Source organism: Streptomyces litmocidini (genome assembly GCF_014649755.1).
Taxonomy (GTDB): Bacteria; Actinomycetota; Actinomycetes; order Streptomycetales; family Streptomycetaceae; genus Streptomyces; species Streptomyces litmocidini.
Genome location: NZ_BMTQ01000003.1, coordinates 508,737 through 530,962, shown reverse-complemented (window position 1 = coordinate 530,962; position 22,226 = coordinate 508,737). Strand labels below are relative to the sequence as shown.

At 72.1% G+C, this 22,226-nt stretch carries 22 protein-coding genes; 8 read left to right on the top strand and 14 right to left on the bottom strand.

What is annotated here, in order from left to right; translation table 11 throughout:
* The first annotated feature begins 94 nt into the window (after positions 1-94).
* Positions 95-910 carry a hypothetical protein gene (locus tag IE180_RS08910; RefSeq protein WP_190156231.1) on the top strand — a complete coding sequence of 272 codons (816 nt, stop codon included), beginning with the start codon at positions 95-97 and terminating at the stop codon, positions 908-910.
* On the opposite strand, the gene IE180_RS08905 is transcribed toward IE180_RS08910, so the two are convergent.
* The 3 genes from IE180_RS08905 to rpmB form a co-directional block, all read right to left on the bottom strand.
* Positions 870-1,706: an alpha/beta fold hydrolase gene (locus IE180_RS08905; protein ID WP_190156230.1), complete on the bottom strand. Its 837-nt coding sequence runs from the start codon at positions 1,704-1,706 to the stop codon at positions 870-872. The two genes, IE180_RS08910 and IE180_RS08905, sit on opposite strands and share 41 nt — an antisense overlap.
* 455 nt (positions 1,707-2,161) lie before the next feature.
* Complete coding sequence (rpsN, locus tag IE180_RS08900; protein WP_190156229.1) at positions 2,162-2,467, bottom strand: 30S ribosomal protein S14; 306 nt, start codon at positions 2,465-2,467, stop codon at positions 2,162-2,164.
* Positions 2,467-2,703 (bottom strand): 50S ribosomal protein L28, encoded by a 237-nt coding sequence (gene rpmB, locus IE180_RS08895; RefSeq protein ID WP_190156228.1) that lies wholly within the window; start codon positions 2,701-2,703, stop codon positions 2,467-2,469. The genes rpsN and rpmB overlap by 1 nt, the downstream gene beginning before the upstream one ends.
* Before the next feature lie 86 nt (positions 2,704-2,789).
* Here rpmB and rpmG point away from each other — a divergent pair, with 86 nt between their 5' ends.
* The 4 genes from rpmG to rpsR are packed head-to-tail and all read left to right on the top strand — an operon-like array spanning position 2,790 to position 4,669.
* Positions 2,790-2,954 carry a 50S ribosomal protein L33 gene (gene rpmG / locus IE180_RS08890; RefSeq protein ID WP_190156227.1) on the top strand — a complete coding sequence of 55 codons (165 nt, stop codon included), beginning with the start codon at positions 2,790-2,792 and terminating at the stop codon, positions 2,952-2,954.
* 37 nt (positions 2,955-2,991) lie between these two features.
* Positions 2,992-3,237 (top strand): type B 50S ribosomal protein L31, encoded by a 246-nt coding sequence (locus IE180_RS08885; RefSeq protein WP_190156226.1) that lies wholly within the window; start codon positions 2,992-2,994, stop codon positions 3,235-3,237.
* Entirely contained in the window at positions 3,237-4,388 is a 1,152-nt protein-coding gene (locus tag IE180_RS08880; RefSeq protein WP_190156225.1) for a CobW family GTP-binding protein, read from the top strand. The genes IE180_RS08885 and IE180_RS08880 overlap by 1 nt, the downstream gene beginning before the upstream one ends.
* 44 nt (positions 4,389-4,432) lie before the next feature.
* Positions 4,433-4,669: a 30S ribosomal protein S18 gene (gene rpsR, locus IE180_RS08875; protein ID WP_190156224.1), complete on the top strand. Its 237-nt coding sequence runs from the start codon at positions 4,433-4,435 to the stop codon at positions 4,667-4,669.
* 209 nt (positions 4,670-4,878) lie between these two features.
* Here rpsR and IE180_RS08870 read toward each other — a convergent pair whose 3' ends face one another.
* The 9 genes from IE180_RS08870 to katG form a co-directional block, all read right to left on the bottom strand.
* Positions 4,879-5,802 carry a serine hydrolase gene (locus tag IE180_RS08870; protein ID WP_190156223.1) on the bottom strand — a complete coding sequence of 308 codons (924 nt, stop codon included), beginning with the start codon at positions 5,800-5,802 and terminating at the stop codon, positions 4,879-4,881.
* Positions 5,803-5,976: 174 nt separating this feature from the next.
* Positions 5,977-6,858, bottom strand: coding sequence for a DUF4436 family protein (locus tag IE180_RS08865; RefSeq protein ID WP_190156222.1), 882 nt, complete (start codon positions 6,856-6,858; stop codon positions 5,977-5,979).
* Between the two features lie 170 nt (positions 6,859-7,028).
* A complete protein-coding gene (icmF, locus tag IE180_RS08860) occupies positions 7,029-10,259 on the bottom strand; it encodes a fused isobutyryl-CoA mutase/GTPase IcmF (protein WP_190156221.1) in 3,231 nt (1,076 codons plus the stop codon).
* Between the two features lie 342 nt (positions 10,260-10,601).
* Positions 10,602-11,432 (bottom strand): glycoside hydrolase domain-containing protein, encoded by an 831-nt coding sequence (locus IE180_RS08855; protein WP_190156220.1) that lies wholly within the window; start codon positions 11,430-11,432, stop codon positions 10,602-10,604.
* Between the two features lie 142 nt (positions 11,433-11,574).
* Complete coding sequence (locus IE180_RS08850) at positions 11,575-12,360, bottom strand: ABC transporter permease (protein WP_190156219.1); 786 nt, start codon at positions 12,358-12,360, stop codon at positions 11,575-11,577.
* Positions 12,357-13,358 carry an ATP-binding cassette domain-containing protein gene (locus IE180_RS08845; protein ID WP_190156218.1) on the bottom strand — a complete coding sequence of 334 codons (1,002 nt, stop codon included), beginning with the start codon at positions 13,356-13,358 and terminating at the stop codon, positions 12,357-12,359. Before IE180_RS08845 ends, IE180_RS08850 begins: the two co-directional genes overlap by 4 nt.
* Positions 13,359-13,427: 69 nt before the next feature.
* A complete protein-coding gene (locus IE180_RS08840) occupies positions 13,428-14,270 on the bottom strand; it encodes a DUF4097 family beta strand repeat-containing protein (RefSeq protein ID WP_190156217.1) in 843 nt (280 codons plus the stop codon).
* Between the two features lie 95 nt (positions 14,271-14,365).
* The gene (locus tag IE180_RS08835; protein WP_190156216.1) at positions 14,366-14,878 is read right to left on the bottom strand and encodes a toxin-antitoxin system HicB family antitoxin; all 513 of its coding nucleotides are present in this window, start codon (positions 14,876-14,878) and stop codon (positions 14,366-14,368) included.
* Between the two features lie 346 nt (positions 14,879-15,224).
* Positions 15,225-17,450 (bottom strand): catalase/peroxidase HPI, encoded by a 2,226-nt coding sequence (katG, locus tag IE180_RS08830; protein WP_190156215.1) that lies wholly within the window; start codon positions 17,448-17,450, stop codon positions 15,225-15,227.
* 198 nt (positions 17,451-17,648) lie between these two features.
* Between katG and IE180_RS08825 the strand changes: the two genes are divergently transcribed.
* Positions 17,649-18,068, top strand: a complete 420-nt coding sequence (locus tag IE180_RS08825; RefSeq protein ID WP_190156214.1) for a Fur family transcriptional regulator — start codon at positions 17,649-17,651, stop codon at positions 18,066-18,068.
* A gap of 97 nt (positions 18,069-18,165) precedes the next feature.
* On the opposite strand, the gene tpx is transcribed toward IE180_RS08825, so the two are convergent.
* Positions 18,166-18,666, bottom strand: coding sequence for a thiol peroxidase (gene tpx, locus IE180_RS08820; protein WP_190156213.1), 501 nt, complete (start codon positions 18,664-18,666; stop codon positions 18,166-18,168).
* Positions 18,667-19,142: 476 nt separating this feature from the next.
* Here tpx and IE180_RS08815 point away from each other — a divergent pair, with 476 nt between their 5' ends.
* The gene (locus IE180_RS08815; RefSeq protein ID WP_190156212.1) at positions 19,143-20,417 is read left to right on the top strand and encodes a glycoside hydrolase family 16 protein; all 1,275 of its coding nucleotides are present in this window, start codon (positions 19,143-19,145) and stop codon (positions 20,415-20,417) included.
* Between the two features lie 84 nt (positions 20,418-20,501).
* On the opposite strand, the gene IE180_RS08810 is transcribed toward IE180_RS08815, so the two are convergent.
* Positions 20,502-21,269 carry an AraC family transcriptional regulator gene (locus IE180_RS08810; RefSeq protein ID WP_190156211.1) on the bottom strand — a complete coding sequence of 256 codons (768 nt, stop codon included), beginning with the start codon at positions 21,267-21,269 and terminating at the stop codon, positions 20,502-20,504.
* An 84-nt stretch (positions 21,270-21,353) separates the two neighbouring features.
* Here IE180_RS08810 and IE180_RS08805 point away from each other — a divergent pair, with 84 nt between their 5' ends.
* A complete protein-coding gene (locus IE180_RS08805; RefSeq protein ID WP_190156210.1) occupies positions 21,354-22,154 on the top strand; it encodes a sulfite exporter TauE/SafE family protein in 801 nt (266 codons plus the stop codon).
* Positions 22,155-22,226: the final 72 nt, after the last annotated feature.

The following is a 22,226-nucleotide window of genomic DNA, read 5'->3' as shown; positions in this document are numbered from 1 at the left end:
GGCGATGGAGGAGGCGAGGACGCGGACGGTGTCCTCGCGAGGCGGCGGTGCCGCGGTGAACACGCTCATCCGGCGCTGATCGCGCGGACGTTGCATGGGGACGACGAGGTGCCGGGCCACCTGGCGCGCCGGCTCCGGGCCGTGGTCCTCCTCGATGAAGGCCGGGGTCAGGTCCGGCGCGCTGGTGATGCCGGCCGGCGTGTACACGTTGCCGTCGCGGATCCACAGGGGCGCCGGGTCCACCCGCACATCCGGGTGGCCGTTCGCCGGCTGCGGGGCGAACGGCCAGTGGGGGGTGGCCCGTCGGCCGTCGAGGAGACCTGCCGCGGCCAGCACGGCCGCGCCCGTCCGCTTCCTCGTCCACCGCGGGCCGACCCGGCTCGCCCTCGCCCTCGCGACCTTCGCCGACGGGCTCCCGACCGCGTCCTTCCTCGCCGCCCTCCTCGTGGTCATGCCGCTGTGTTACCTGGCCCTCGGGGCCGTACGCGGCGAACTCGGCGACCGGCGGACGCTCGCCGTCCAGGCCGCCGGTCTCGTCGTCTTCCGCGCGTGGGCCGCGGTCGCCCTCCTCCTGGACGGGAGGACCGCACTGTACGCCGTGGCCGTCGGCTGGTTCGCCCACGCCCTCTGGGACCTCTCGCACCACCGCACCGGCCGGGGCGTCCCGCGCGCCTGGTCCGAAGGGTGCGGCGTCGTCGACGCGTCGGGCGTGCTGGCGGTCGTCCTGCTGGTCCGACCGCGCCCCCACGGCACCGGTACCGCGTGTGGACGCCCGAGCGCGGCGGGCGTCACCGGGTGGGTCCGGCCGACGGGGAGCGGCCGAGGTGGGAGGCCGTGCGGGACGACCGTCCCCGCGCGGGCGGCGTCGATCACCCCGCGGCCCGGGCGAAGGCGCGCAGGTCGTCGTTGAGACGGTCCGCGTGGGTCGCGAAAAGCCCGTGCCCCGCGTGCGCGTACACGCGCAGCTCCGCTCCGGGGATCAGGTCGGCCGCGCGGCGCCCCGTGAGGGCCAGGGGCGCGGAGGCGTCGTCGGACCCGTGGACGACGAGGACCGGGCAGTCGATCTTCACCATCTCCGGGACGAGGTTCAGGGAGGGGAGGAGGTCCCACAGGGCGGTGGCGGCGCGGGCCGTCGCCCCGTGGCAGCGGCCCACCATGTACGCCACGTACTCGTCCGACACCTGCGGGCCGGGCAGGTGGCGGGCGAAGAACGCGTCGGCGCCGTCGGCGAAGAACTTCGCCCGGTCCCGGCGGAAGGTCTCCGCGGATCCGCGGATCAGCTCCGGATCCCAGCCCTCCGGGTGGTCCGCGGAGCGGGCCGGTCCCGGCGCGATTCCGCCGACGAGGGCGACGCGCGCCACTCGGTCGGTACCGCGGTGGGTGAGGTGCCGGACGACCTCGGCCGTGCCGAGCGAATGCCCGACCAGGGTGACGTCACGCAGGTCCAGGTGATCGAGCAGCGAGCCCAGATCCCGGGCGAGGGTGTCGAGATCGAAGCCGCCCCACACGTCCTCGGACCTGCCGTGTCCCCTGCGGTCGAAACCCACGCAGCGGAAACCTTCGGCCGCGAGCGGCAGCATCTGGTGCTCCCACATCTCGGTACCGAAGTACGAGCTGCTGACGAAGACGATGACGGGCCCGTCCGAAGGGCCGTAGTCGACGAAGTGGAGGCGGGTGCGGTCGGCGGCAGACTCGAAGTACGGCATGACGGGGTTCCTCCAGGTGGTGACGGCCGGGGACTGCTCGGTACGCCGCCCATCCTGTGCTCCGGGCCCGGTGACGGTCGATTACCTGCGGGGTCATGACAGGGCGGGCGCGCGGCGTGACCAGGTCGGCCACGGACGCGTATGCCATCGCCATCGCCATCGCCATCGCCATCATCACCATCACCGACTGACCGGCGACCGGACCGCGGTGACCCGACCGCACCGGCAACGGGACGGTGGTGCGCGAACCGTCGGACGCGGTGCTGCGCGCGGTGCCCGGGGCGAAGGAGACGCCTCGGCTCCCCGGGGTCCGCGTGCGGCCCTCGGGTCCCCTAGCGACCCCGCAGGTCCACACGCGGACGTGGGCGACCCCCGACGCTCAGGGCGTCCGTTTCCCGCGGACGGCTACGGTTCGCCGCCGGTCGCCGGGGTCGAAGGCGACCTCGAGTACGCGTTCACCAGGAGGACTTGGTCACCCCCGGAAGGAAGCCGGCGTGTGCCTGTCGGCGTGCCTGTACGCGGGAGAGGCCGAACTTGCGCAGGTAGCCGCGGGGGCGGCCGTCCGTGCTGTCGCGGTTGCGCACGCGCGTGGCACTGGCGTCACGCGGCTGCCGGCGCAACTCGGCGGAGGCGGCGTCCCGTTCGGCCGCCGTGGAGGACGGGCGGCGGATGACCTCCTTGAGCTCGGCCCGCCGGGCGGCGTACCGCTCGACGATCTCCTTGCGCTCCTCGTTCTTCGCGATCTTGCTTCGCTTCGCCATCAGACCTTCCCCCCTCGTGCGCGGATGCGCGCCACGGCGGCCTCGACGCCGATCACGTCCACCGTCCGGATCGCCCTGGCGCTCAGGGTGAGCCGGACGTGCCGTCCCTCGCCGGGCAGCCAGTAGCGCTTGCGCTGGACGTTCGGGTCGAAACGGCGCGAGGTGCGCCGGTGGGAGTGGGAGACCGCGTTGCCGAAGCCCGGCTCGGCGCCGGTCAGTTGGCAGTGAGCTGACATGGATGATGCCGCCTTTCCTGCTGGCTGGGGTGAGGTGCTCACTGTAGCGGTATCGGAAATGAAAATCGTTCCCATATACTCGCGGCATGGCACGCAACGAGATCCGCCCGGTCGCCGAGTTCCGCTCCACGGCGGGCACCGGGCTCACCCATGTGACGCGCAGGAACCGGCGCGACGACCCCGACCGCCTCGTGCTGCGCAAGGACGACCCCGTCGTCGGCCGGCACGCCGACTTCCGCGAAGAGCGCTGACCGTCCCGCCCCGCCCCCGTCAACGAAAGGTCCTGCCATGAAGCCCGGAATCCACCCCGCCTACGAGCCCGTCGTCTTCCGCGACTCCGCCTCCGGCACCGCCTTCCTCACCCGGTCGACGATGACCAGCGACAAGACCGTCGCGTGGGAGGACGGCAACGCCTACCCGGTCGTCGACGTGGAGATCTCCTCCGCGAGCCACCCCTTCCACACGGGCACCGCCCGCGTCCTCGACACCGCCGGCCGCGTCGAGAAGTTCCAGCGCCGCTACGGAGCCCGCTGATGGACCACGAACACCGCCTTCCCGTCGTGATCGTCGCCGGGCTCCACGCCGACGCCCGCAAGGAGGTCGTCGAACGACTCCTGCGGGCCGTCCCGGACAGCGTCGCGCTGCACCACGACCTCGGCGGAGGGCCCGACGGCACGGTGCTCCGTCTCGTACGGGACGCCTCCGGCACCCTCTCCTCCGGCGAGACGCCGCTGATCGACGACTGCGCGTGCTGCGCGCTGCGCGAGGACCTCGTCCCGGAGCTGGAACGACTGGCCGACGGCGGTCTGACCCGGCTCGCCGTGGTGGAGTTGTGGGACTCGGTCGAGCCGAAGGCCATGGCGGAGGTCATCGCCGGACACGGCGGAGACCGCCTGGCCGTGACGAACGTGATCACCGCCGTGGACCCCGCGCTCGTCCTGCCCTGCCTGGGCAACGGCGACGACCTGGCCGAGGCCGGCCTGGCCGCCGCCCCGACCGATCGACGGACGGTCGGCGACACCTGGGCCCGCCAGCTGGAGTACGCACCCGTGCTCGCCGTCGTCGACGACGACGGGGCCGACGACGAGGACCGCGCCCTCCTCGCGCAGCTCCATCCCACCGCGCGGCGCGTGGCCGCCGGTTCCGGCGAACTCGTCGCAGCCGCGTTCGCCGGCTTCGACGTCGAGGCCGCGGCCGCCGCACAGCACCCCGCGTGCGCGCTGCTGCCCCAGGACGCCGACGAGGCCGGCGTCACCACCTTCGTCTGGCGCCGCCACCGACCGTTCCATCCGGAACGGCTGTACGAGGCGCTCGAGGACCTGTGCTGCGCGGCGGCCCGCAGCCGCGGCCGGTTCTGGCTCGCCGACCGCCCCGACACGCTGCTCGCCTGGGACGCGGCCGGCGGAGCGTTGTGCGTGGAGAGCGCCGGTCCCTGGCTGGCGTCACTGCCCGACGCCGCCTGGGAGATGGTCCCGCCCGTGCGCCGCGCGGCCGCCGCGCTCGACTGGCATCCCGAGCACGGCGACCGCTGCCAGCACCTCGTCTTCACCTCGCCCGGCCTCGATCGGGACGGGATCGAAGAACTCCTCGACTCCTGCCTGCTCACGGAGGCCGAATACCGGGAGGGACGCGAGGCGTGGAAGCGCCTGCCGACCGCCTTCGACTCCCTCCTCGACGCCGCCTGACCCCGTACGACCCCACTGAGACGCTCCCTCGGAGGAACCGCGACATGGCCCGACGCCCCGACCCCCGCAAGCCCGCGAAGCCCCGCCCCAACCCGCTCGACGCGGCCGGCGTCACGTACATCGACTACAAGGACACCGATCTGCTGCGGAAGTTCATCTCCGACCGCGGCAAGATCCGCAGCCGCCGCGTCACCCGCGTGACCGCGCAGCAGCAGCGGGCGCTCGCCACCGCGATCAAGAACGCCCGGGAGATGGCCCTCCTGCCGTACGCCGGTCGATGACCGTCATCGGCCCGACCCCGTCGCGGCGTTCGCGGGCCTCGCCGTCGAAGCCGGGACGGGGTCGGGCGGCCCGGCGAGCCCCCCCCCGCGAAAACGGCGAGGCCGGGTGGCATGGCGGGGCGAGTCGCCGGTCGCGGAGGTGGCGGAAAGCGCCGTGGAGGGTCCGGTCGGCGCGGTCCCGTCCGCCCGCCTCGTGCGCGATCAGGGCATCAGCCCTGGGGCACCGCGACGTACGCCTCCTTGGGCGTGGTGGTCGGCGTGTAGAGGGACGCGGCGGTCGCGGTCGGGAACAGGTCCCGGTGGATCACCTTGGACACGGCCTGGATCGTGTTCACGCCGTAGGTCATCGTGCTGTTGCCGTCGGTGAGCACGGAGACCGTGTAGTCGTGGCCGCCGCCCTGGAACGTGCCGACGCTGTGCACGCGCCAGCCGCGCGTGGCGCGCTGCAGCCAGCCGTTCTTGACGTGCACGGACACGGAAGAGGGCGCACCGGCGGGGGTTCCCCACCTCTGCGAGGCGATGACGTTTCCCATGAGCTTGAGGATGTAGGTGCGGGAGTTGTCGCTCAGGACGGTGTTCCTGGCGGTGATCAGCGCGAGCAGCCGCTGCTCGTCGGTGACGTCGATCCGGGTGAGTCCCCAGTAGCCGCCGGACCCCGGCACCGTCCGCGTCATGCCGGCAGCCGTCAGGAAGCCCTTCACCTTGGTGACGCCGAGCTGGTTCCACAGGGACGTGGTGGCCGCGTTGTCGGACTTGGTGATCATGGCGGTGGCGAGGTTGGTCTCGCGTGAGGTCAGGTACCGATTGGTCTTCTTGGCGTCCCAGAGCAGCGTGGCGAGGACGGTCACCTTCACGACGCTGGCCGAGTCGTACGAGGTGGTGGCGCGCAGGGTGCAGGTGGTGTTCGTGGCGCGGTCGCGCAGGCCGACGGCGACGGTGCCGGCGCGCGTGGAGAGGGCGGCGGTGATGTCCCTCTGAAGCTTGGCGGCGAGCCCGGCCTTGCCGGACGTGCAGCTGACCTGGGGCGCGGTGGCGGCGGAAGCGGGCGCCGCGCCCGCCACGACGGGCACGAGCAGGCCGGCGGCGGCCACGGCCGGAAGCGCGCGGGCGCGCAGGGATGTGCGGTGAGTCATGCGGGTCCCCCCTGGAAACGAAACGAACACGCATCCGGCGTGCTCGTCCCGTACGACCTCCTGGGCGTACGGATGGTTGTACGAATCCAGAGGAAGAAGGGAGAAGGTTTCGTCGCGGCGTTCGTGGCCGGGCACGTTCCACGCCCGCACGGCCCGTGCCGTCGGCCGCGACCGTCAGGCCCGGTGGGCGTCCTCCGAGCGGATGGCGCCGCGAACGCCGGTGGTGACCACGGTGATCAGGCACAGGGCGATGACGGTCTCGGCCCAGAAGAAGGCGAACCAGTCCATGACGCAGCCGATCGGGGGCGCGCCGGGTGCGGTGTTGCGGAACGCCGCGAGGGCGAACAGCGTGGCGGCCATCCAGGCGAGGGCGGGCCAGGCCACACCCTCGCCACGGGTCGTCAGGTACCAGGCCCCGAGGAGCACGGACGACGCCAGCGCCCACATGACGACCATCATGAAGACCGCGAAGACGAGCAGGCTGGTCGATCGGGACAGCCGCAGCCCGACGACGGCGTCCTGCCCGGAGGCCGGGGGCGCCGCGGAGACGGAGAAGCGCGTGTCGTTGTTGGAGACGGACATCCGGACCGGCACCTCCTTGCCGTCCATCAGCGCCCAGAACTCGATGTCGGTCTCGTAGGTGTCGAACGGGTAGTCACCGATCGATCCACCCGCGATCGCGACCTGCACGTCCTTGGGGGCGAGCCGCTCGTGCGCTTCGAACGCCAGGTCGCCGAGGGTCGCCACGGAGGTCTGGAGGCTGAGGTCGCCCACCGGGGCGGTCCCCTCCTCCTCGCCGAGAGCCCCACGGGGGACGACCCTGACCCGCAGGACGAGCTCTCTTGCCGCGGCGTCGACGCTCTGGACGACGGCCTCCACGTCCACCCGGTCGGCGGCACGGGATCCCGCCGTGCGGACCGTGTCGTTCGCCTGCCGCTCGGTGAACTGCAGCCGGGACCCCACGGACACCGCCACCACGATCAGGACCGCGAGGGGAATCAGGACCGGCAGGAGCGACGCCCCGGAGCGGCGTGGATCGGGCGGGGGCGAGGCCATGGCGACTCCGACGAGGTGAGAAGGGCACGTAGGGGCACCCCTCGATCGCAGACGGCCACTGTAGGCGCTCGGCGACTCGTCGTCGTGGAGGCTCGAACGTTCCCCGGGGTCCGGCCCGGCGGAACACCGCCGGGCCGGACCGCCGCGCCCGCGTACGACGCGGGACCGCGTCAGACGTTGCGGCGGTACTGGCCGCCGACCTCGAAGAACGCCTCGGTGATCTGCTGGAGGGTGCAGACACGGGCGGCGTCCATGAGGACGGCGAAGGCGTTCTCGCCGCTGACCGCGGCCTCCTTGAGGGCGGCCAGGGCCGCGTGGGCCTGGTCGTGGTGGCGGGCCTGGAAGTCCTGCACCCGCTCCAGCTGGGACCGCTTCTCGTGCTCGGTGGCGCGGGCGAGTTCGACGGTGCCGGGCTCGGCGGTGTCCGCGTGGGGGTTGCGGAAGGTGTTGACGCCGATGATGGGCAGGGTGCCGTCGTGCTTGCGCTGCTCGTAGAGCATCGACTCGTCCTGGATGCGGCCGCGCTGGTAACCGGTCTCCATCGCGCCGAGCACGCCGCCGCGCTCGCTGATGCGCTCGAACTCCTGGAGCACGGCCTCCTCGACCAGGTCGGTGAGCTCGTCGATGATGAACGACCCCTGGAGGGGGTTCTCGTTCATCGCCAGGCCCCACTCCCTGTTGATGATGAGCTGGATGGCCAGGGCGCGGCGGACGGATTCCTCGGTGGGGGTGGTGACGGCCTCGTCGTAGGCGTTGGTGTGCAGGCTGTTGCAGTTGTCGTAGATGGCGATGAGCGCCTGGAGGGTGGTGCGGATGTCGTTGAAGTCCATCTCCTGCGCGTGCAGGGAGCGTCCGGAGGTCTGGACGTGGTACTTCAGCTTCTGGGAGCGCTCGTTGGCACCGTACTTCTCCTTCATCGCCACCGCCCAGACGCGGCGGGCGACGCGGCCGAGGACGGAGTACTCGGGGTCCATGCCGTTGGAGAAGAAGAACGACAGGTTCGGGGCGAAGTCGTCGACGTCCATGCCGCGGGCCAGGTAGGTCTCCACGTAGGTGAAGCCGTTGGCGAGCGTGAAGGCGAGCTGGCTGATCGGGTTCGCGCCGGCTTCGGCGATGTGGTAGCCGGAGATGGACACCGAGTAGAAGTTGCGGACCTTGTTCGCGATGAACCACTCCTGGATGTCGGCCATCATCCGCAGCGAGAACTCGGTGGAGAACAGGCAGGTGTTCTGGCCCTGGTCCTCCTTGAGGATGTCGGCCTGGACCGTGCCGCGCACGGTGGCGAGCGCGTGGGCGCGCAGCTCGGCCACCTCGTCGGCGGAGGGCTCGCGGCCCTCGGCGGCGCGGAACTTGTCGACCTGCTGGTCGACGGCCGTGTTGAGGAAGAACGCGAGCACCGTCGGGGCCGGCCCGTTGATCGTCATGGAGACCGAGGTCGTCGGCGCGATCAGGTCGAAGCCGTCGTAGAGCGTCTTCATGTCGTCGAGGGTCGCGACCGACACGCCGGAGGTGCCGACCTTGCCGTAGATGTCGGGGCGCTCGCCGGGGTCGCGGCCGTACAGCGTGACCGAGTCGAAGGCGGTGGAGAGCCGGGTGGCCGGCTGGCCCTCGGACAGCAGCTTGAAACGCCGGTTGGTGCGGAACGGGTCGCCCTCGCCGGCGAACATCCGCGCGGGGTCCTCGCCGTCGCGCTTGAAGGGGAACACCCCGGCGGTGAAGGGGAAGTGACCGGGCAGGTTCTCGCGGCGCCAGAAGCGCACCAGTTCGCCGTGGTCGGTGAACCGGGGCAGGGCCACGCGCGGGATCTTGTTGCCGGACAGCGACTCGCGGGTCAGCTTGGTGCGGATCTCCTTGTCCCGGATCCGCACGACCTGCTCGTCGCCGGAGTACGACTCCACGACGGCCGGCCACTTCTCGATCTGGTCCACGACCTCGTGGGGGAGCCGCTTGCGGGCGTCCGTGAGCAGCGCGTCCACGCCGGCGTCGTCGTACTCGGCCCGGGCGAGCTCGGCCTTGACCGTGTCCAGGCGCTGCACCCGGCGCGCCGCCTCGGCGAGGCGCTCGGTCTCCGCGTGGTACGAGCGGACGGTCTCGCTGATCTCGGTGAGGTAGCGGACCCGGTCGGCGGGCACGACCTGCCGGATGCCGGAGGAGTGGCGCACGTCGACCGGAGCCAGGGTGCCCCGGGCGAGCGTGAGCCCCTTCTCGGCGAGGGCGGTCTTGAGGTGCTGGTGGAGCGCGGTGACGCCGTCGTCGTTGAAGGTGGCCGCCGAGGTGCCGTAGACCGGCATGTCCTCGGGCCGCTTGTCGAACGCCTCGCGGTTGCGGACCAGCTGGCGGGCCACGTCGCGCAGGGCGTCCTTGGCGCCGCGCCGCTCGAACTTGTTGATGGCCACGACGTCGGCGAAGTCGAGCATGTCGATCTTCTCCAGCTGCGAGGCGGCGCCGAACTCCGGCGTCATCACGTACAGCGAGGTGTCGACGAAGGGCACGATCGCCGCGTCGCCCTGGCCGATGCCCGGCGTCTCCACGATCACCAGGTCGAATCCGGCGGCCTTGACGACGTCGATCACATCGGCCAGGTGCTCGGGCAGTTCGTGGCTGCCGCGCGTGGCCAGGCTGCGGAAGAAGATCCGGTCGCCGTCGAGGGAGTTCATCCTGATCCGGTCGCCGAGCAGGGCGCCGCCCCCGCGGCGGCGTGTCGGGTCGACCGCGATCACCGCGATGCGCAGCTTGTCCTGCTGGTCGACGCGGAGCCGGCGGACGAGTTCGTCGGTGAGCGACGACTTGCCGGAGCCGCCGGTGCCGGTGATGCCGAGGACGGGCGTGACGCGCGCCGTCGCGGCGGTGCGCAGCCGGTCCAGGAAGTCGGGGGACAGCTTGCCGAGCTCGGCTCCGGTGATGGCGCGGGCGATCGCGCCCCGGTCGCCCGCGAGGACCGCCGCCGCGTCGGCCGGCCCGCCGTCCCAGAGGTCGAAGTCGCACTGCTCGATCACCGAGTTGATCATCCCGGCGAGGCCCATCCGCTGGCCGTCCTCGGGGGAGAAGATGGTGACTCCGCTGTTGCGGAGCCGGGTGATCTCCTCGGGCACGATGACGCCGCCCCCGCCGCCCACCACGCGGATGTGGTCGGCGCCGCGCTCGCGCAGCGACTGGACCAGGTACTCGAAGTACTCCACGTGCCCGCCCTGGTAGGACGAGACCGCGACGCCGTGGGCGTCCTCCTCGAGCGCCGCGTCCACCACCTCCTGCACGGACCGGTTGTGCCCGAGGTGGATCACTTCGGCGCCTTGGGACTGGAAGATCCGCCGCATGATGTTGATCGAGGCGTCGTGTCCGTCGAAGAGCGCCGAGGCGGTGACCAGACGGACGGGGTGCACGGGCCGGTGCAGAGCGGTCATGTGGACCTTCCCGGGGAGGTGAGGGGACCCCACAGATAGTAGGACGTCCTACTAGTTTGGCAGAAGGCGAGACCGGTGTGACCGGATGCACACCGGTGGGAGTGGGCTCGGGGCGGGCCCCGCCCCGCGCGGGACGGGTGACGGGCCGTGGGACCAGGGAAGACGAGGGGCGCCCGCGAACGGGTGGCGGTCGTCGGCGCCGGTGTCGTACGGGTGCCGGACGGCGTGTCGGACGACGAGGGCGGCCGGGGCGCCGGACGGGCGAGGAGGGTGACCGGGCGCCCCGGCCACCTGATGACGGTGACCGGGCGCCGGGCGGCCGGGAAGGGGGCGGGGCGCCGGTCAGCCGACGAGGGCGACCGGGGCGTCCCAGGCGTTGCGGTCGACGGTGAGGGTGGAGCCGCCGCGGGTCTCCTTGCTGTTCGCCTTGTACTGGTGGCCCCGGCTGTGGTCGGTGTACAGCTTCGGGTCCCAGGGCCAGTCCCCGGTGGTGGTCTCCCGGCCGTTCCACAGGGCGTACCAGAGGTTGCCCGGCAGGTCGGTGCGGTCCTTCGCCGTGGCGACCGCCTTGGCGCTGGAGCTGCTGAAGCCGTAGAGGCCGGCGCGGTAGGTCTTGGCGCGCAGCGTCTTGGTGAAGGACCGGACGTAGGCGAGGGTGGCGTCGTTGCACGCCTTGTCGGCGGTGTCGTACGGCTCCATGTTGAGGTAGACCGGGCTGCCGGGCTTCATGCCGAGCGCCGAGGCCTTGGCGACCGCGTCGTAGGCGTTGCTCGCCCCGACCGAGGCCGCGGTGGCCGCGGTGAACCTCTCCTTGTTCCCGCTCTTCTGGCAGGGCGGCTGGGCGCCGACGTACAGCGGGACGATCCGCCAGCCGAGCGTGTCGACCGACTTCACCCACGACCTGGTCAGAGCGGGCTGGGCGCAGCCGCGGTTCTTCCCGCCGACGTAGACGGCGACGCCGCCGTAGTACGCGTCCTTCTTCCACGCCTTCATCGTGGTGAGCGAAGGCGCCGTGCAGGCGTCGAACACCCGGCCCGTGTACGTCCTCTGCGCCGGCCACGCCGTGGCCGCCATCGAGGTCTGGGCCGCGACCCCGGCGCCCGCCACGACCGCGACGGCCGTCGTCGCCAGCGCCGCGTAGCGGCCTTTCCTGGACAGCCGGTGCTTCGCCATTCCCCACCCCACACGATCCGGCTCCGGTCTTCCGGAGCCCGCCCACTCTACTGGGGCATGATCGGGGCCGAACGGGCGGCGCACACCGACGTGGTGTCGGTGTGCGCCGCCCCGCGGGGCCGGTCCGGTCGGGGCGTCCCGGTCACTCGGGGTCGCGACGGAAGAGCTTCTTGGTCCAGAGGTGGCCGAGGGTGGCGAGGGCGAGGCACCAGGCGAGGGCGAGCCAGCCGTTGTGGCCGATCTCGGTGCCCAGGAGCAGGCCGCGGAGGGTTTCGATGGCGGGGGTGAAGGGCTGGTACTCGGCGATGGGCTGGAACCAGCCGGGCATGGCGTCGATGGGGACGAAGGTGCTGGAGATCAGCGGGAGGAAGATCAGCGGGAGGGCGTTGTTGCTGGCGGCCTCGGCGTTCGGACTGACCATGCCCATCCCGACCGCGATCCAGGTCAGCGCGAGGGCGAACAGGACCAGGAGGCCGAGGGCGGCGAGCCATTCCAGGGCGGTGGCGTCGGTGGAGCGGAAACCGATGGCCACGCCGACCGCGCCGACCAGGACGACGCTGATCACGGACTGCAGGACGCTGCCGATGACGTGGCCGGTGATGACCGAGCCGCGGTGGATGGCCATGGTGCGCAGGCGGGCGATGATGCCCTCGGTCATGTCGTTGGAGACGGAGACGGCGGTGCCGATGGTGGTGGAGCCGATGGTCATCAGCAGCAGGCCGGGCACGAGGTAGGCGATGTAGTCGGAGCGGTCGCCGCCACCCAGGCCCGCGCTCATCGTGTCGCCGAAGATGTAGACGAACAGCAGCAGGAGCATGACCGGGGTGAGCAGCAGGTTCAGGGTCAGGGAGGGGTAGCGGCGGGCGTGCAGGAGGTTGCGCCGCAGCATCGTGGTGGTGTCACGGGCGGCCAGGGACAGGGTGCTCATCGGGCGGACTCCTTCGGCTGGGCGGGGACGGGGGCGGCGGCGGTGAGGGCGAAGAAGACGTCGTCGAGGTCGGGCGTGTGCACGGTCAGTTCGTCCGCCTCGACGCCCGTGGAGTCCAGGCGGTCGAGGACGGAACGCAGCGCGCGCTGGCTTCCGTCGCTGGGCAGTTGCAGGGCCAGGGCCTCGTCGTCGTGTGCGGCGCCGGTCAGGGCCGCGGCGGCGGCGCGGTACGCGGCCGGGTCGGTGAAGCGCAGCCGGACGTGTCCGCCGGGGACCAGGCGCTTGAGTTCCTCGGCCGTGCCCTCGGCGGCGATCTTTCCGTCGTGGAGGACGGCGATGCGGTCGGCGAGCTGGTCGGCCTCCTCCAGGTACTGGGTGGTGAGGAAGACCGTCACCCCGCCCGTGACGAGTTCGCGGATGATGCCCCACATGGTGTGACGGCTCCGCGGGTCCAGGCCGGTGGTCGGCTCGTCGAGGAAGATGATCCGCGGGGCCCCGACCAGTGTCATGGCGATGTCCAGGCGGCGCTTCATGCCCCCGGAGTACGTGGAGGCCGGCTTCTTCGCCGCCTCCGTCAGGTCGAAGCGCTGCAGGAGTTCGGCGGTCACCCGTCGGCCCTCCTGCCGGGAGAGGTGGTGCAGGTCCGCCATCAGGAGCATGTTCTCCTCGCCCGTGATCAGGCCGTCCACCGCGGAGAACTGGCCGGTGACGCCGATCGCGGCCCGGACCGCCTGCGCCTCTGCGGTGAGGTCGTGGCCGCCGACCCGTACCTGCCCGCCGTCGGCCGTGATCAGCGTGGACAGGATCTTGACCGCCGTCGTCTTGCCCGCGCCGTTCGGACCCAGCAGGGCGAAGATCGAACCGGCCGGGACGTGCAGGTCGATGCCGTCCAGGACGGTCTTGTCGCCGTAGGACTTGCGCAGGCCGGTGGCGCTGATGGCGGCCGCCGGCGGCCGCCCGTCCGTCGGATTGATCATGGGCATGACAGAAGAAGGCATGGGGCCCTCCGATCGAAGGGTGAAGGAGGAAAGGGGAAGGGGGTGCGTGACCGGGCGCGGAGGTGGCGCTCAGGCCCTGGCGCGGCGGATGTCGATGTTGCCGTGGCGGGTGCGGGCGCGGACCTCGACGGTGTCCTCCGCCTTCCCGGGGGCCTCGGACGTGGTGAGCCCGTTGCGCACCTGGCCGGAGGCCGAGTGGGCGTCCAGCCAGGCGGCCACGCCCTCGCGGATGCCGACCTCGATGGCACCGTACGAGGTCTCCAGCTGGACGGTGCCGCTCGCCACCTCGCCGACGCGCAGGGTGCCGTGGGCCGTCGTGGCGGCGACCGAGGCCTCGGCGCGGCCGATCTCGATGTCGCCGTTGGCTCCGCTCACCCGCAGGGCACCGGTCGCGGCACCGATGGTCGTGGTGCCGTGCGAGTTCTTCAGGACGGCGGGGCCGTCGACGAGGCCGACGCGCAGGCTGCCGGAGCTCGTGGTGATCTCGGCCTTGCCCTCGACCCGGTCCACCGTGATCGAGCCGTGCGAGGCGGTCAGGTGCAGCGGGCCGGTGGTGTCGAAGCGGGCGTCTCCGGCGGAGGTCTTCACACGGACCTCGCCGAGCCGGCCCTCGCCGAGCACCTGGGTCCAGGCGCCGGTCATGTCGATCCGCGAGCCGGCGGGCAGTTCGACCGTGACGTCGACGACGCCGGTGCGGCCGAACATGGTGGACTTCGGCGTCCGGACGGTCAGTACGCCCCTCGCGTACGTGACCTCCGTCTGGTCCGCGGTCCGCGCGTCCAGGTCCTTCTTCGGGTTGCGCGCCCGCACCTCGACGACGGTGTCGGCGCGGTCGCCCGCGAGGAACTGGATGGAACCGGCCTCCACGCGCGCCGTGGCCGAGATCGGTTCGGGGGTGTCGAAAGAAGGCATGGCTGTCCCGTCCTCTTGGGTCTTCAGGTCGTCCCCGCAGGTGGGACGTGGGGTGGGTGAGGTGGTGCGGGTGGAGCGGCGGGCCCGGGGTGTGACTAGCGCACCCATCCGGTGATGCTCTGTCCGACGCTCTGGGGCCTCTCCGGCGTGCGGGGCCGGGCGCCGCCGACCGCGGCCGACACGGCCCGTACCAGCCAGGCGTTGACCGACAGGCCCTCGCGCGCCGCCGCCTCCTCGGCGCGGGTCTTGAGGTGGGCGGGCAGGCGCAGGTTGACGCGGGCGGTGCCGCCCTCGTCGCCCTCGGCGGGAGCCGGGGCGGGGAGGGCTTCGGCGGGGGCGTCCGGCTCCGCGGGGGCGCCGCCGGTGGGCGGGAGCGTCACCACGAAGTCGGGGTCGAGGCCCCGGAGCCGTACGTCGACCGAGCCGGGCGCGAGTTCACGGGTGATCTCGTCCGTCGCGGCGGAGAGCGCGTTGAGCAGGGTCAGCCGGACCGCCGACTCCAGGGGAGTGGTGAGCCGCTCCGCCAGCTCGCGCGCCTCCTCGCCGCCGGCTTCGGCAGCCACCGCGAGCTCGCGGCGAAGGTTCTCGACATACGGGGTGAGGTCCATGACGCCATCATGGCACCACTGTGGCGCCATGCGCAAGCGTTGCGGGGGAGGTGGCGAGTTCTTCTTCCTGTGTACCAGCTCTGACCTGCGGAAACTTCTCGATGTCGTGCGAGGGTGCCGGGATGTCGGAGGGGTGCGGTCGCCGTGGGTGGCACCGGCTGGCGCCATGTGGCACCACGTGGCACCACATGGCGCCATGACGTGCCGTGCGGCGTCACGGCACGGCGCGGGGGGCGGGTGCCGGACGTCCCGGCGCACCGCCCATGGGAACGGGGCCGGCCCGGGCGGCGTGGAAGCCACCCGGGCCGGCCCCGGAATCGCGCTGAGGATCAGTCAGCGGCGAGGATCAGGCGATGTCGAACCGGTCCAGGTTCATCACCTTGTCCCACGCCGACACGAAGTCCTTCACGAACTTCTCCTTCGCGTCGTCGCTCGCGTAGACCTCGGCCAGCGCGCGCAGTTCGCTGTTGGAGCCGAAGACCAGGTCGGCGCGGCTGCCCGTCCACTTGACCTCGCCGGTGGCCGTGTCGCGGCCCTCGAACGTGGTCTGGTCGGCGGAGGTGGACTTCCACTCCGTGCCCAGGTCCAGCAGGTTGGCGAAGAAGTCGTTCGTCAGCTTGCCGGGCGTCTCGGTGAGGACGCCGAGCGAGGACTGCGGCTGGGTCACGCCCAGGGCGCGCAGGCCGCCGACGAGGACGGTCAGCTCGGGCGCGCTCAGGGTGAGCAGGTTCGCCTTGTCGATGAGCAGGTACTCGGCCGGGAGGCGGTTGCCCTTGCCCAGGTAGTTGCGGAAGCCGTCCGCGGTGGGCTCCAGGGCGGCGAAGGACTCGACGTCCGTCTGCTCCTGGGCGGCGTCCACGCGGCCCGGGGTGAAGGGCACCTCGACGGCGTGACCGGCGTCCGCGGCCGCCTTCTCGACCGCCGCGACGCCCGCGAGGACGACGAGGTCGGCGAGGGAGACCTGCTTGCCGCCGGCCTGGGCGGAGTTGAAGGACTCCTGGACGCCCTCCAGGACGCGCAGCACCTGCGCCAGCTCGTCCGGGTTGTTGACCTCCCAGTTGCGCTGCGGCTCCAGGCGGATGCGACCGCCGTTGGCGCCACCGCGCTTGTCGCTGCCGCGGAAGGACGAGGCGGCGGCCCAGGCGGCGGAGACCAGCTGCGTGACCGTCAGGTCCGAGGCGAGGATCTTCTCCTTGAGGGCGGCGACGTCCGCGGCGTCGACGAGCTCGCCCGTGCGCTCCGGCAGCGGGTCCTGCCAGAGGAGCACCTCGGACGGGACCTCGGAGCCGAGGTAGCGCGCGACCGGGCCCATGTCGCGGTGGGTGAGCTTGTACCAGGCGCGGGCGAAGGCGTCCGCGAACTCCTCCGGGTTCTCGTAGAAGCGCCGGGAGATCTGCTCGTAGACCGGGTCGAAGCGCAGCGACAGGTCGGTGGTGAGCATCGTCGGGAGGTGCTTCTTCTCCGGGTCGTACGCGTCCGGGATGATCGCCTCGGCGTTCTTCGCGACCCACTGGTGGGCGCCGGCCGGGCTCTTGGTGAGCTCGTAGTCGTACTCGAAGAGGTTCTTGAAGAAGCCGTTGCCCCACTGGGTCGGCGTCGTGGTCCAGGTGACCTCCAGACCACTGGTGATCGCGTCGGCGCCCTTGCCGGTGCCGTACGAGCTCTTCCAGCCGAGGCCCTGGGCCTCCAGCGGCGCGGCCTCGGGGTCGGCGCCGACGTGGTCCGCCGGACCGGCGCCGTGCGTCTTGCCGAAGGTGTGGCCGCCGGCGATGAGGGCGACGGTCTCCTCGTCGTTCATCGCCATCCGGCGGAAGGTCTCGCGGATGTCGCGGGCCGCGGCGATCGGGTCCGGATTGGCGTTGGGACCCTCCGGGTTGACGTAGATGAGGCCCATCTGCACGGCGCCGAGCGGGTTCTCCAGCTCGCGGTCGCCGGTGTAGCGCTCGTCGCCGAGCCAGGTGGTCTCCGGGCCCCAGTAGACGTCCTCGTCGGGCTCCCACACGTCCGCGCGGCCGCCGGCGAAGCCGAAGGTCTCGAAGCCCATCGACTCCAGGGCGACGTTGCCCGCGAGGATCATGAGGTCGGCCCAGGAGAGGCTCTGGCCGTACTTCTTCTTCACCGGCCACAGCAGACGGCGCGCCTTGTCCAGGTTGCCGTTGTCCGGCCAGCTGTTCAGCGGCGCGAAGCGCTGCTGGCCGGCGCCGGCGCCGCCCCGGCCGTCGCTGATGCGGTAGGTGCCGGCGCTGTGCCAGGCCATGCGGACCATGAACGGGCCGTAGTGGCCGAAGTCGGCGGGCCACCAGTCCTGCGAGGTGGTCAGGACCTCGGCGATGTCCTGCTTGACGGCCGGCAGGTCGAGGCTCTGGAAGGCCTCGGCGTAGTCGAAGTCCTCACCGAGCGGGTTGGCCACGGCGGGGTTCTTGGCGAGGATCTTCAGGTTCAGCCGGTTCGGCCACCACTGGCTGTTGCCGCCGCCCTGGGTGGGGTGGGCGGCACGCCCGTGCGCGACGGGGCAGCCGCCTGCGCCCTCCGTCTTCGGGTCGGTGACGATCGCGTCGTGGTTCTCAGACATGGAAATCCTTCCGGACATGGCGGATCACTGTGCTCAGGAAGTGCGTTTCGGCGGACGGGCCTGGCGCGGGTGACACGTGTGCTTCTCCCGCCGTGCTGGAGTCTTCCTGTCCCTTGGCCATTTACGAAACCGATCCTACGATGGACGTTGTCCAAGTCAAGAAGAACCCCAAGTTTGCCTATGTCTCCGAGGTGAAACATGAGTGACCTGCTGGAGCGCCTGCGCGCACGCGGCTGGCGGATGACGTCCCAGCGCCGCGTCGTCGCGGAGGTCCTGGCCGGGGAGCACGTGCACCTCACGGCGGACGAGGTCCACGCGCGCGCGGTGGAGCGCCTGCCGGAGATCGCGCGGGCGACGGTCTACAACACCCTCGGCGAGCTGGTCGCCCTCGGGGAGGTCGTGGAGCTCTCCATGGACGGGCGGGCCAAGCGCTACGACCCGAACGCGCACCGCGCGCACCAGCACCTGGTCTGCTCGAACTGCGGGCTCATCCGCGACGTCCGTCCCTCGGGGGACCCGCTCGCGGTCCTCCCGTCGACGGAGCGGTTCGGCTTCGCGGTGTCGAAGGCGGACGTGGTCTACCGGGGGCTCTGCCCGGGCTGTGCCCGGGCGCGGTGATACGACGGGAGCCCTCCACCGACCGGTGTCGGTGGAGGGCTCCTTCGTGACCCGCGTCGGCGAGGACCGCGGGGAACGGCCGGAGGCCGTCCGGGGATCACTTCAGGACGGCGAGGGCCTCGTCGTAGCTCGGCTCGTCGGCGATCTCGCCCACGAGCTGCGCGTGCAGGACCGTGTCGTTCTCGTCGAGGACGACGACGGCGCGGGCCGTCAGGCCGGCGAGCGGCCCGTCCGCGATCTCCACGCCGTAGTTGGTGTGGAACTCGCGGCCGCGGAGCGTCGAGAGGTTCTTGACGTTCTCCAGGCCCTCGGCGCCGCAGAAGCGGGCCTGGGCGAAGGGCAGGTCGGCGGAGATGCAGAGGACGACCGTGTTGTCCAGCTGCCCGGCCTTCTCGTTGAAGGCGCGGACGGAGGAGGCGCACGTCGGGGTGTCGACGCTCGGGAAGATGTTGAGGACCTTGCGCAGACCGGCGAAGTCCTTCAGCGACTTGTCCGCCAGTCCCTCGGCGACGAGCGTGAAGTCGGGGGCCTGGCTGCCGGGGGTCGGCAGGGCGCCGTTGACCTGTACGGGGCTGCCCTTCAGCGTGACCTGGGCCATGGGATCTCCTTCAGACGTATGAGTGGCAACGGGGGGAATCGTACGGAAGACAGGCCCGTCCCGACGACGCGGGCCGTCGCGACGCTCCTCCATCGATTCACAAACTTGAACCAGGAGGTCCGTCGATGGACGCGGTGATCCTCCCGCGAGACCGAACTTTCGCCAACAGGCATTCTTGACAACTCCGGTTCAGGCCTTCGAGTTCCCTCCTCCACCCTCCCCGCTTGTTCATGTACGTGGATAAGGGGTAACCACGTGACCCAATGGTTCACCGCCCCTCGTCCTCGCCGGCCGCCCGGCAGGCCCTCACCCACGCGGGCGATCCCCGCTGGGACGAAGGGAGCGGGGGAGGGTCCGGAAGGGGTTCGAAAGGTACGTCCCACGTCTTGACGACCCCTTACCTCACTCCTTAAATCATGGGTGCGGCGAAGTGGACCGTCCCGCCGCGCCCCCACAGCCGACGGAAGAGAACCCCCATGACCTCCTCCCGTGCACGACTGCGCTCACGACTGCGACCGCTGTCCTCCGCCGTGACGGCCCTCGCGCTCGCCCTGGCCGTCGCGGCGCTCGGCCCGGCCGGACAGCCGGGCGAAGCGCTCCGGACCGTGGCCGGGACGGCCGCCGTCACCTTCTCCGACGACTTCGACGGCCCCGCCGGCTCCGCCGTCGACGGCACGCGGTGGCAGACCGAGACCGGCGACAACGTCAGCAACCACGAGCGCCAGTACTACACGGCCGGCAACGCCAACGCCGCGCTCGACGGGCAGGGACACCTGGTCATCACCGCCCGCAAGGAGAACCCGGGCAACTACCAGTGCTGGTACGGGCGCTGCGACTACACCTCCGCCCGGCTCAACACCGCCGGAAGGTTCACCACGAAGTACGGTCACGTCGAGGCCCGCATGAAGGTGCCGCGCGGCCAGGGCATGTGGCCCGCCTTCTGGATGCTCGGCAACGACATCGGCCAGGTCGGCTGGCCGAACTCGGGCGAGATCGACGTCATGGAGAACGTCGGCTTCGAACCGTCCACCGTGCACGGCACCCTGCACGGCCCCGGCTACTCCGGGTCCGGAGGCATCGGCGCCCCCTACACCCTGCCCGGCGGACAGGCCTTCGCCGACGCCTTCCACACCTTCGCCGTGGACTGGTCGCCCAACCTGATCAGCTGGTCCGTGGACGGGACCGTCTACCAGACCCGCACGCCCGCCGACCTCGGCGGCCGGACCTGGGTCTTCGACAAGCCCTTCTTCCTCATCCTCAACCTCGCCGTCGGCGGCTACTGGCCCGGCGACCCGGACGGCTCCACCGCCTTCCCCCAGCAACTCGTCGTCGACCACGTCCGCGTCACCACCGCCGACGCGCCCGCCACCGCCGGACCGATCACGGGCATCGGCGGCAAGTGCGTCGACGTGGCCGGCGCGAACACCGCGAACGGCACCCCCGTCCAGCTCTACGACTGCAACGGGACCCCCGCCCAGCAGTGGACCCTCGCGGCCGACGGAACCGTCCGCGCGCTCGGCAAATGCCTCGACGTGACCTCCGGAGGCACGGCCGACGGCACCCCCGTGCAGCTGTGGGAGTGCAACGGCACGGGCGCCCAGCGCTGGACCGCCACCTCCGCCCGGGACGTGGTGAACCCACAGTCCGGAAAGTGCCTGGACGCCACCGGCAACAGCTCCGCCAACGGCACCAGGCTCCAGATCTGGACCTGCTCCGGCGGCGCCAACCAGAAGTGGACGGTGACCCGTTGAACGCGTGAGGGCCGACCGTCCCCGCTCGTGTCCCCGAGTGCGCCCCGGCCCTCCGGCGACCGCCGTCCCGTCCCGGGCGGCGGTTCAGCCCCGGCCCGCCGAGAAGCGGGACGGCGGCGTGCCGAACGCCCGCGTGAACGCGGCCGTGAACGCGGCCGGAGAGGCGTACCCGAGCCGGCCCGAGACCTCGGTGACCGTCGCGGTGCGCAGCAGGGGCACGGCCGCGAGGAGCCGGGCGCGGGACCGCCAGGCGGCCGGGCTCTCGCCCGTCTCCGCGCGGAAGCGCCGGGTGAACGCCCGCTCGCTCAGCGCGGACCGGGCCGCCCAGTCGGTGTTGGTGACGGCGGCGTCCGGGGCGGCCAGGTACTCCCGGCACAGCGCCGCGAGGTCGCCGGAGGCGGGGACCGCCACGTGGAAGGGGAGCGGGGAGCGCGCGGCGATCTCGTGCAGCAGCAGCGTCGCGATGGCGCCCTCCCGCCCCGACAGGTCGTAGTCGGGCGCGAACTCCACCGCCGCGAGCAGCAGTTCGCGCAGCAGCGGCGGCACGTCCACCACCGTGCAGCGGGCCGGCCACCAGGGAACGGCACCCGGCTCCACGTACAGGCTGCGGGTGCTCACGCCCAGCATCCGGACCCGGTGCGGAGTGGCGGCCGGGATCAGGACCGCCCGCTCGGGCGGGACCGTCCAGGTGCCGTCGGCGGTCTCGACGACCATGACGCCGGTCGCCCCGTAGAGGAACTGCGCCCGCCGGTGCTCGTGCCGGTCCAGGACCTGACCCGGCGCGTAGTCGGTGCCGATCGGCAGCACCACCCGGTCGAGGTGGTCGACGTCGTCCAGCGGGATGTTCTTCACCGGGCCACCGTACCGGCCGAGACGCGAAGGAATCCTGCCGACCATCGCATGCGGGAACCCCGGGCCGCCTGGTGATCTTGAGTCATGGACGTGGTGGTTCTGATGGCGATCGGGCTCCTCACCGGAGCGACGACGGTCTTGTTCGGGTTCGGCGGCGGGTTCGTGGCCGTCCCGGTCGTGGCGTGGGCGGACGCGGCCCTCGGCACCGCGGCCCTTCCGGTGGCCACCGCCACCTCGGCCCTGGTGATGGCCGTGAACGCCGCCTTCGCCACGGCCGTCACCCCACGGCCGGTGCTCCTCGCCCTGCGCGGCAGCGGCGCGCTGCTGCCCCTGCTCGCGGCGGGCGCCTGCGCCGGGGCGTACGCGTCCCGCTTCGCCCCGCCGGCCCTCGTCCGCTGGGCGTTCGTCGCGTACACCGCCCTGACCGCCCTCGACCTTCTGCTCCGCCCCGGCTTCCTCCGCCCCGCGCCCCCGCCGGACGCGGCGCCGTCGCGGATCCCGAGGCCGCTGCCCGCCGGCGCCGGCGCCCCGATCGGCGCCGTCGCCGCCTTCCTCGGCGTCGGCGGCAGCGTGATGACCGTCCCCGCCATGCGCCGGGCCGGCCATCCCATGCGGATCGCGGCCGCGCTCGCCAACCCGCTCACCCTCGCCGTGGCGTTCCCGGCCGTCGCGGTCTCCCTCGCCGCCTCCCCGCCCCCGGCCGCCGCCACCGGACTGATCGGCCTGGTCGATCCGTACGCGGCGGGGGCCCTGCTCCTGGGTGCCCTGCCGGTCGTCGTCGTCCTCCGCCGCCGCCCGCCCCGGATCCCGGACCGGATCCACGCCTGCGCGTACCTCGCGCTGCTCGGCCTGGTGATCCTCGCGATGCCGCTCACCGGCGACTGATCCCCGCACCCCCCGGCGGGCGGGACGGCGCCGGAGGCCCCGGGCGTCACCGCGCCGCGCACCCGCATTCGC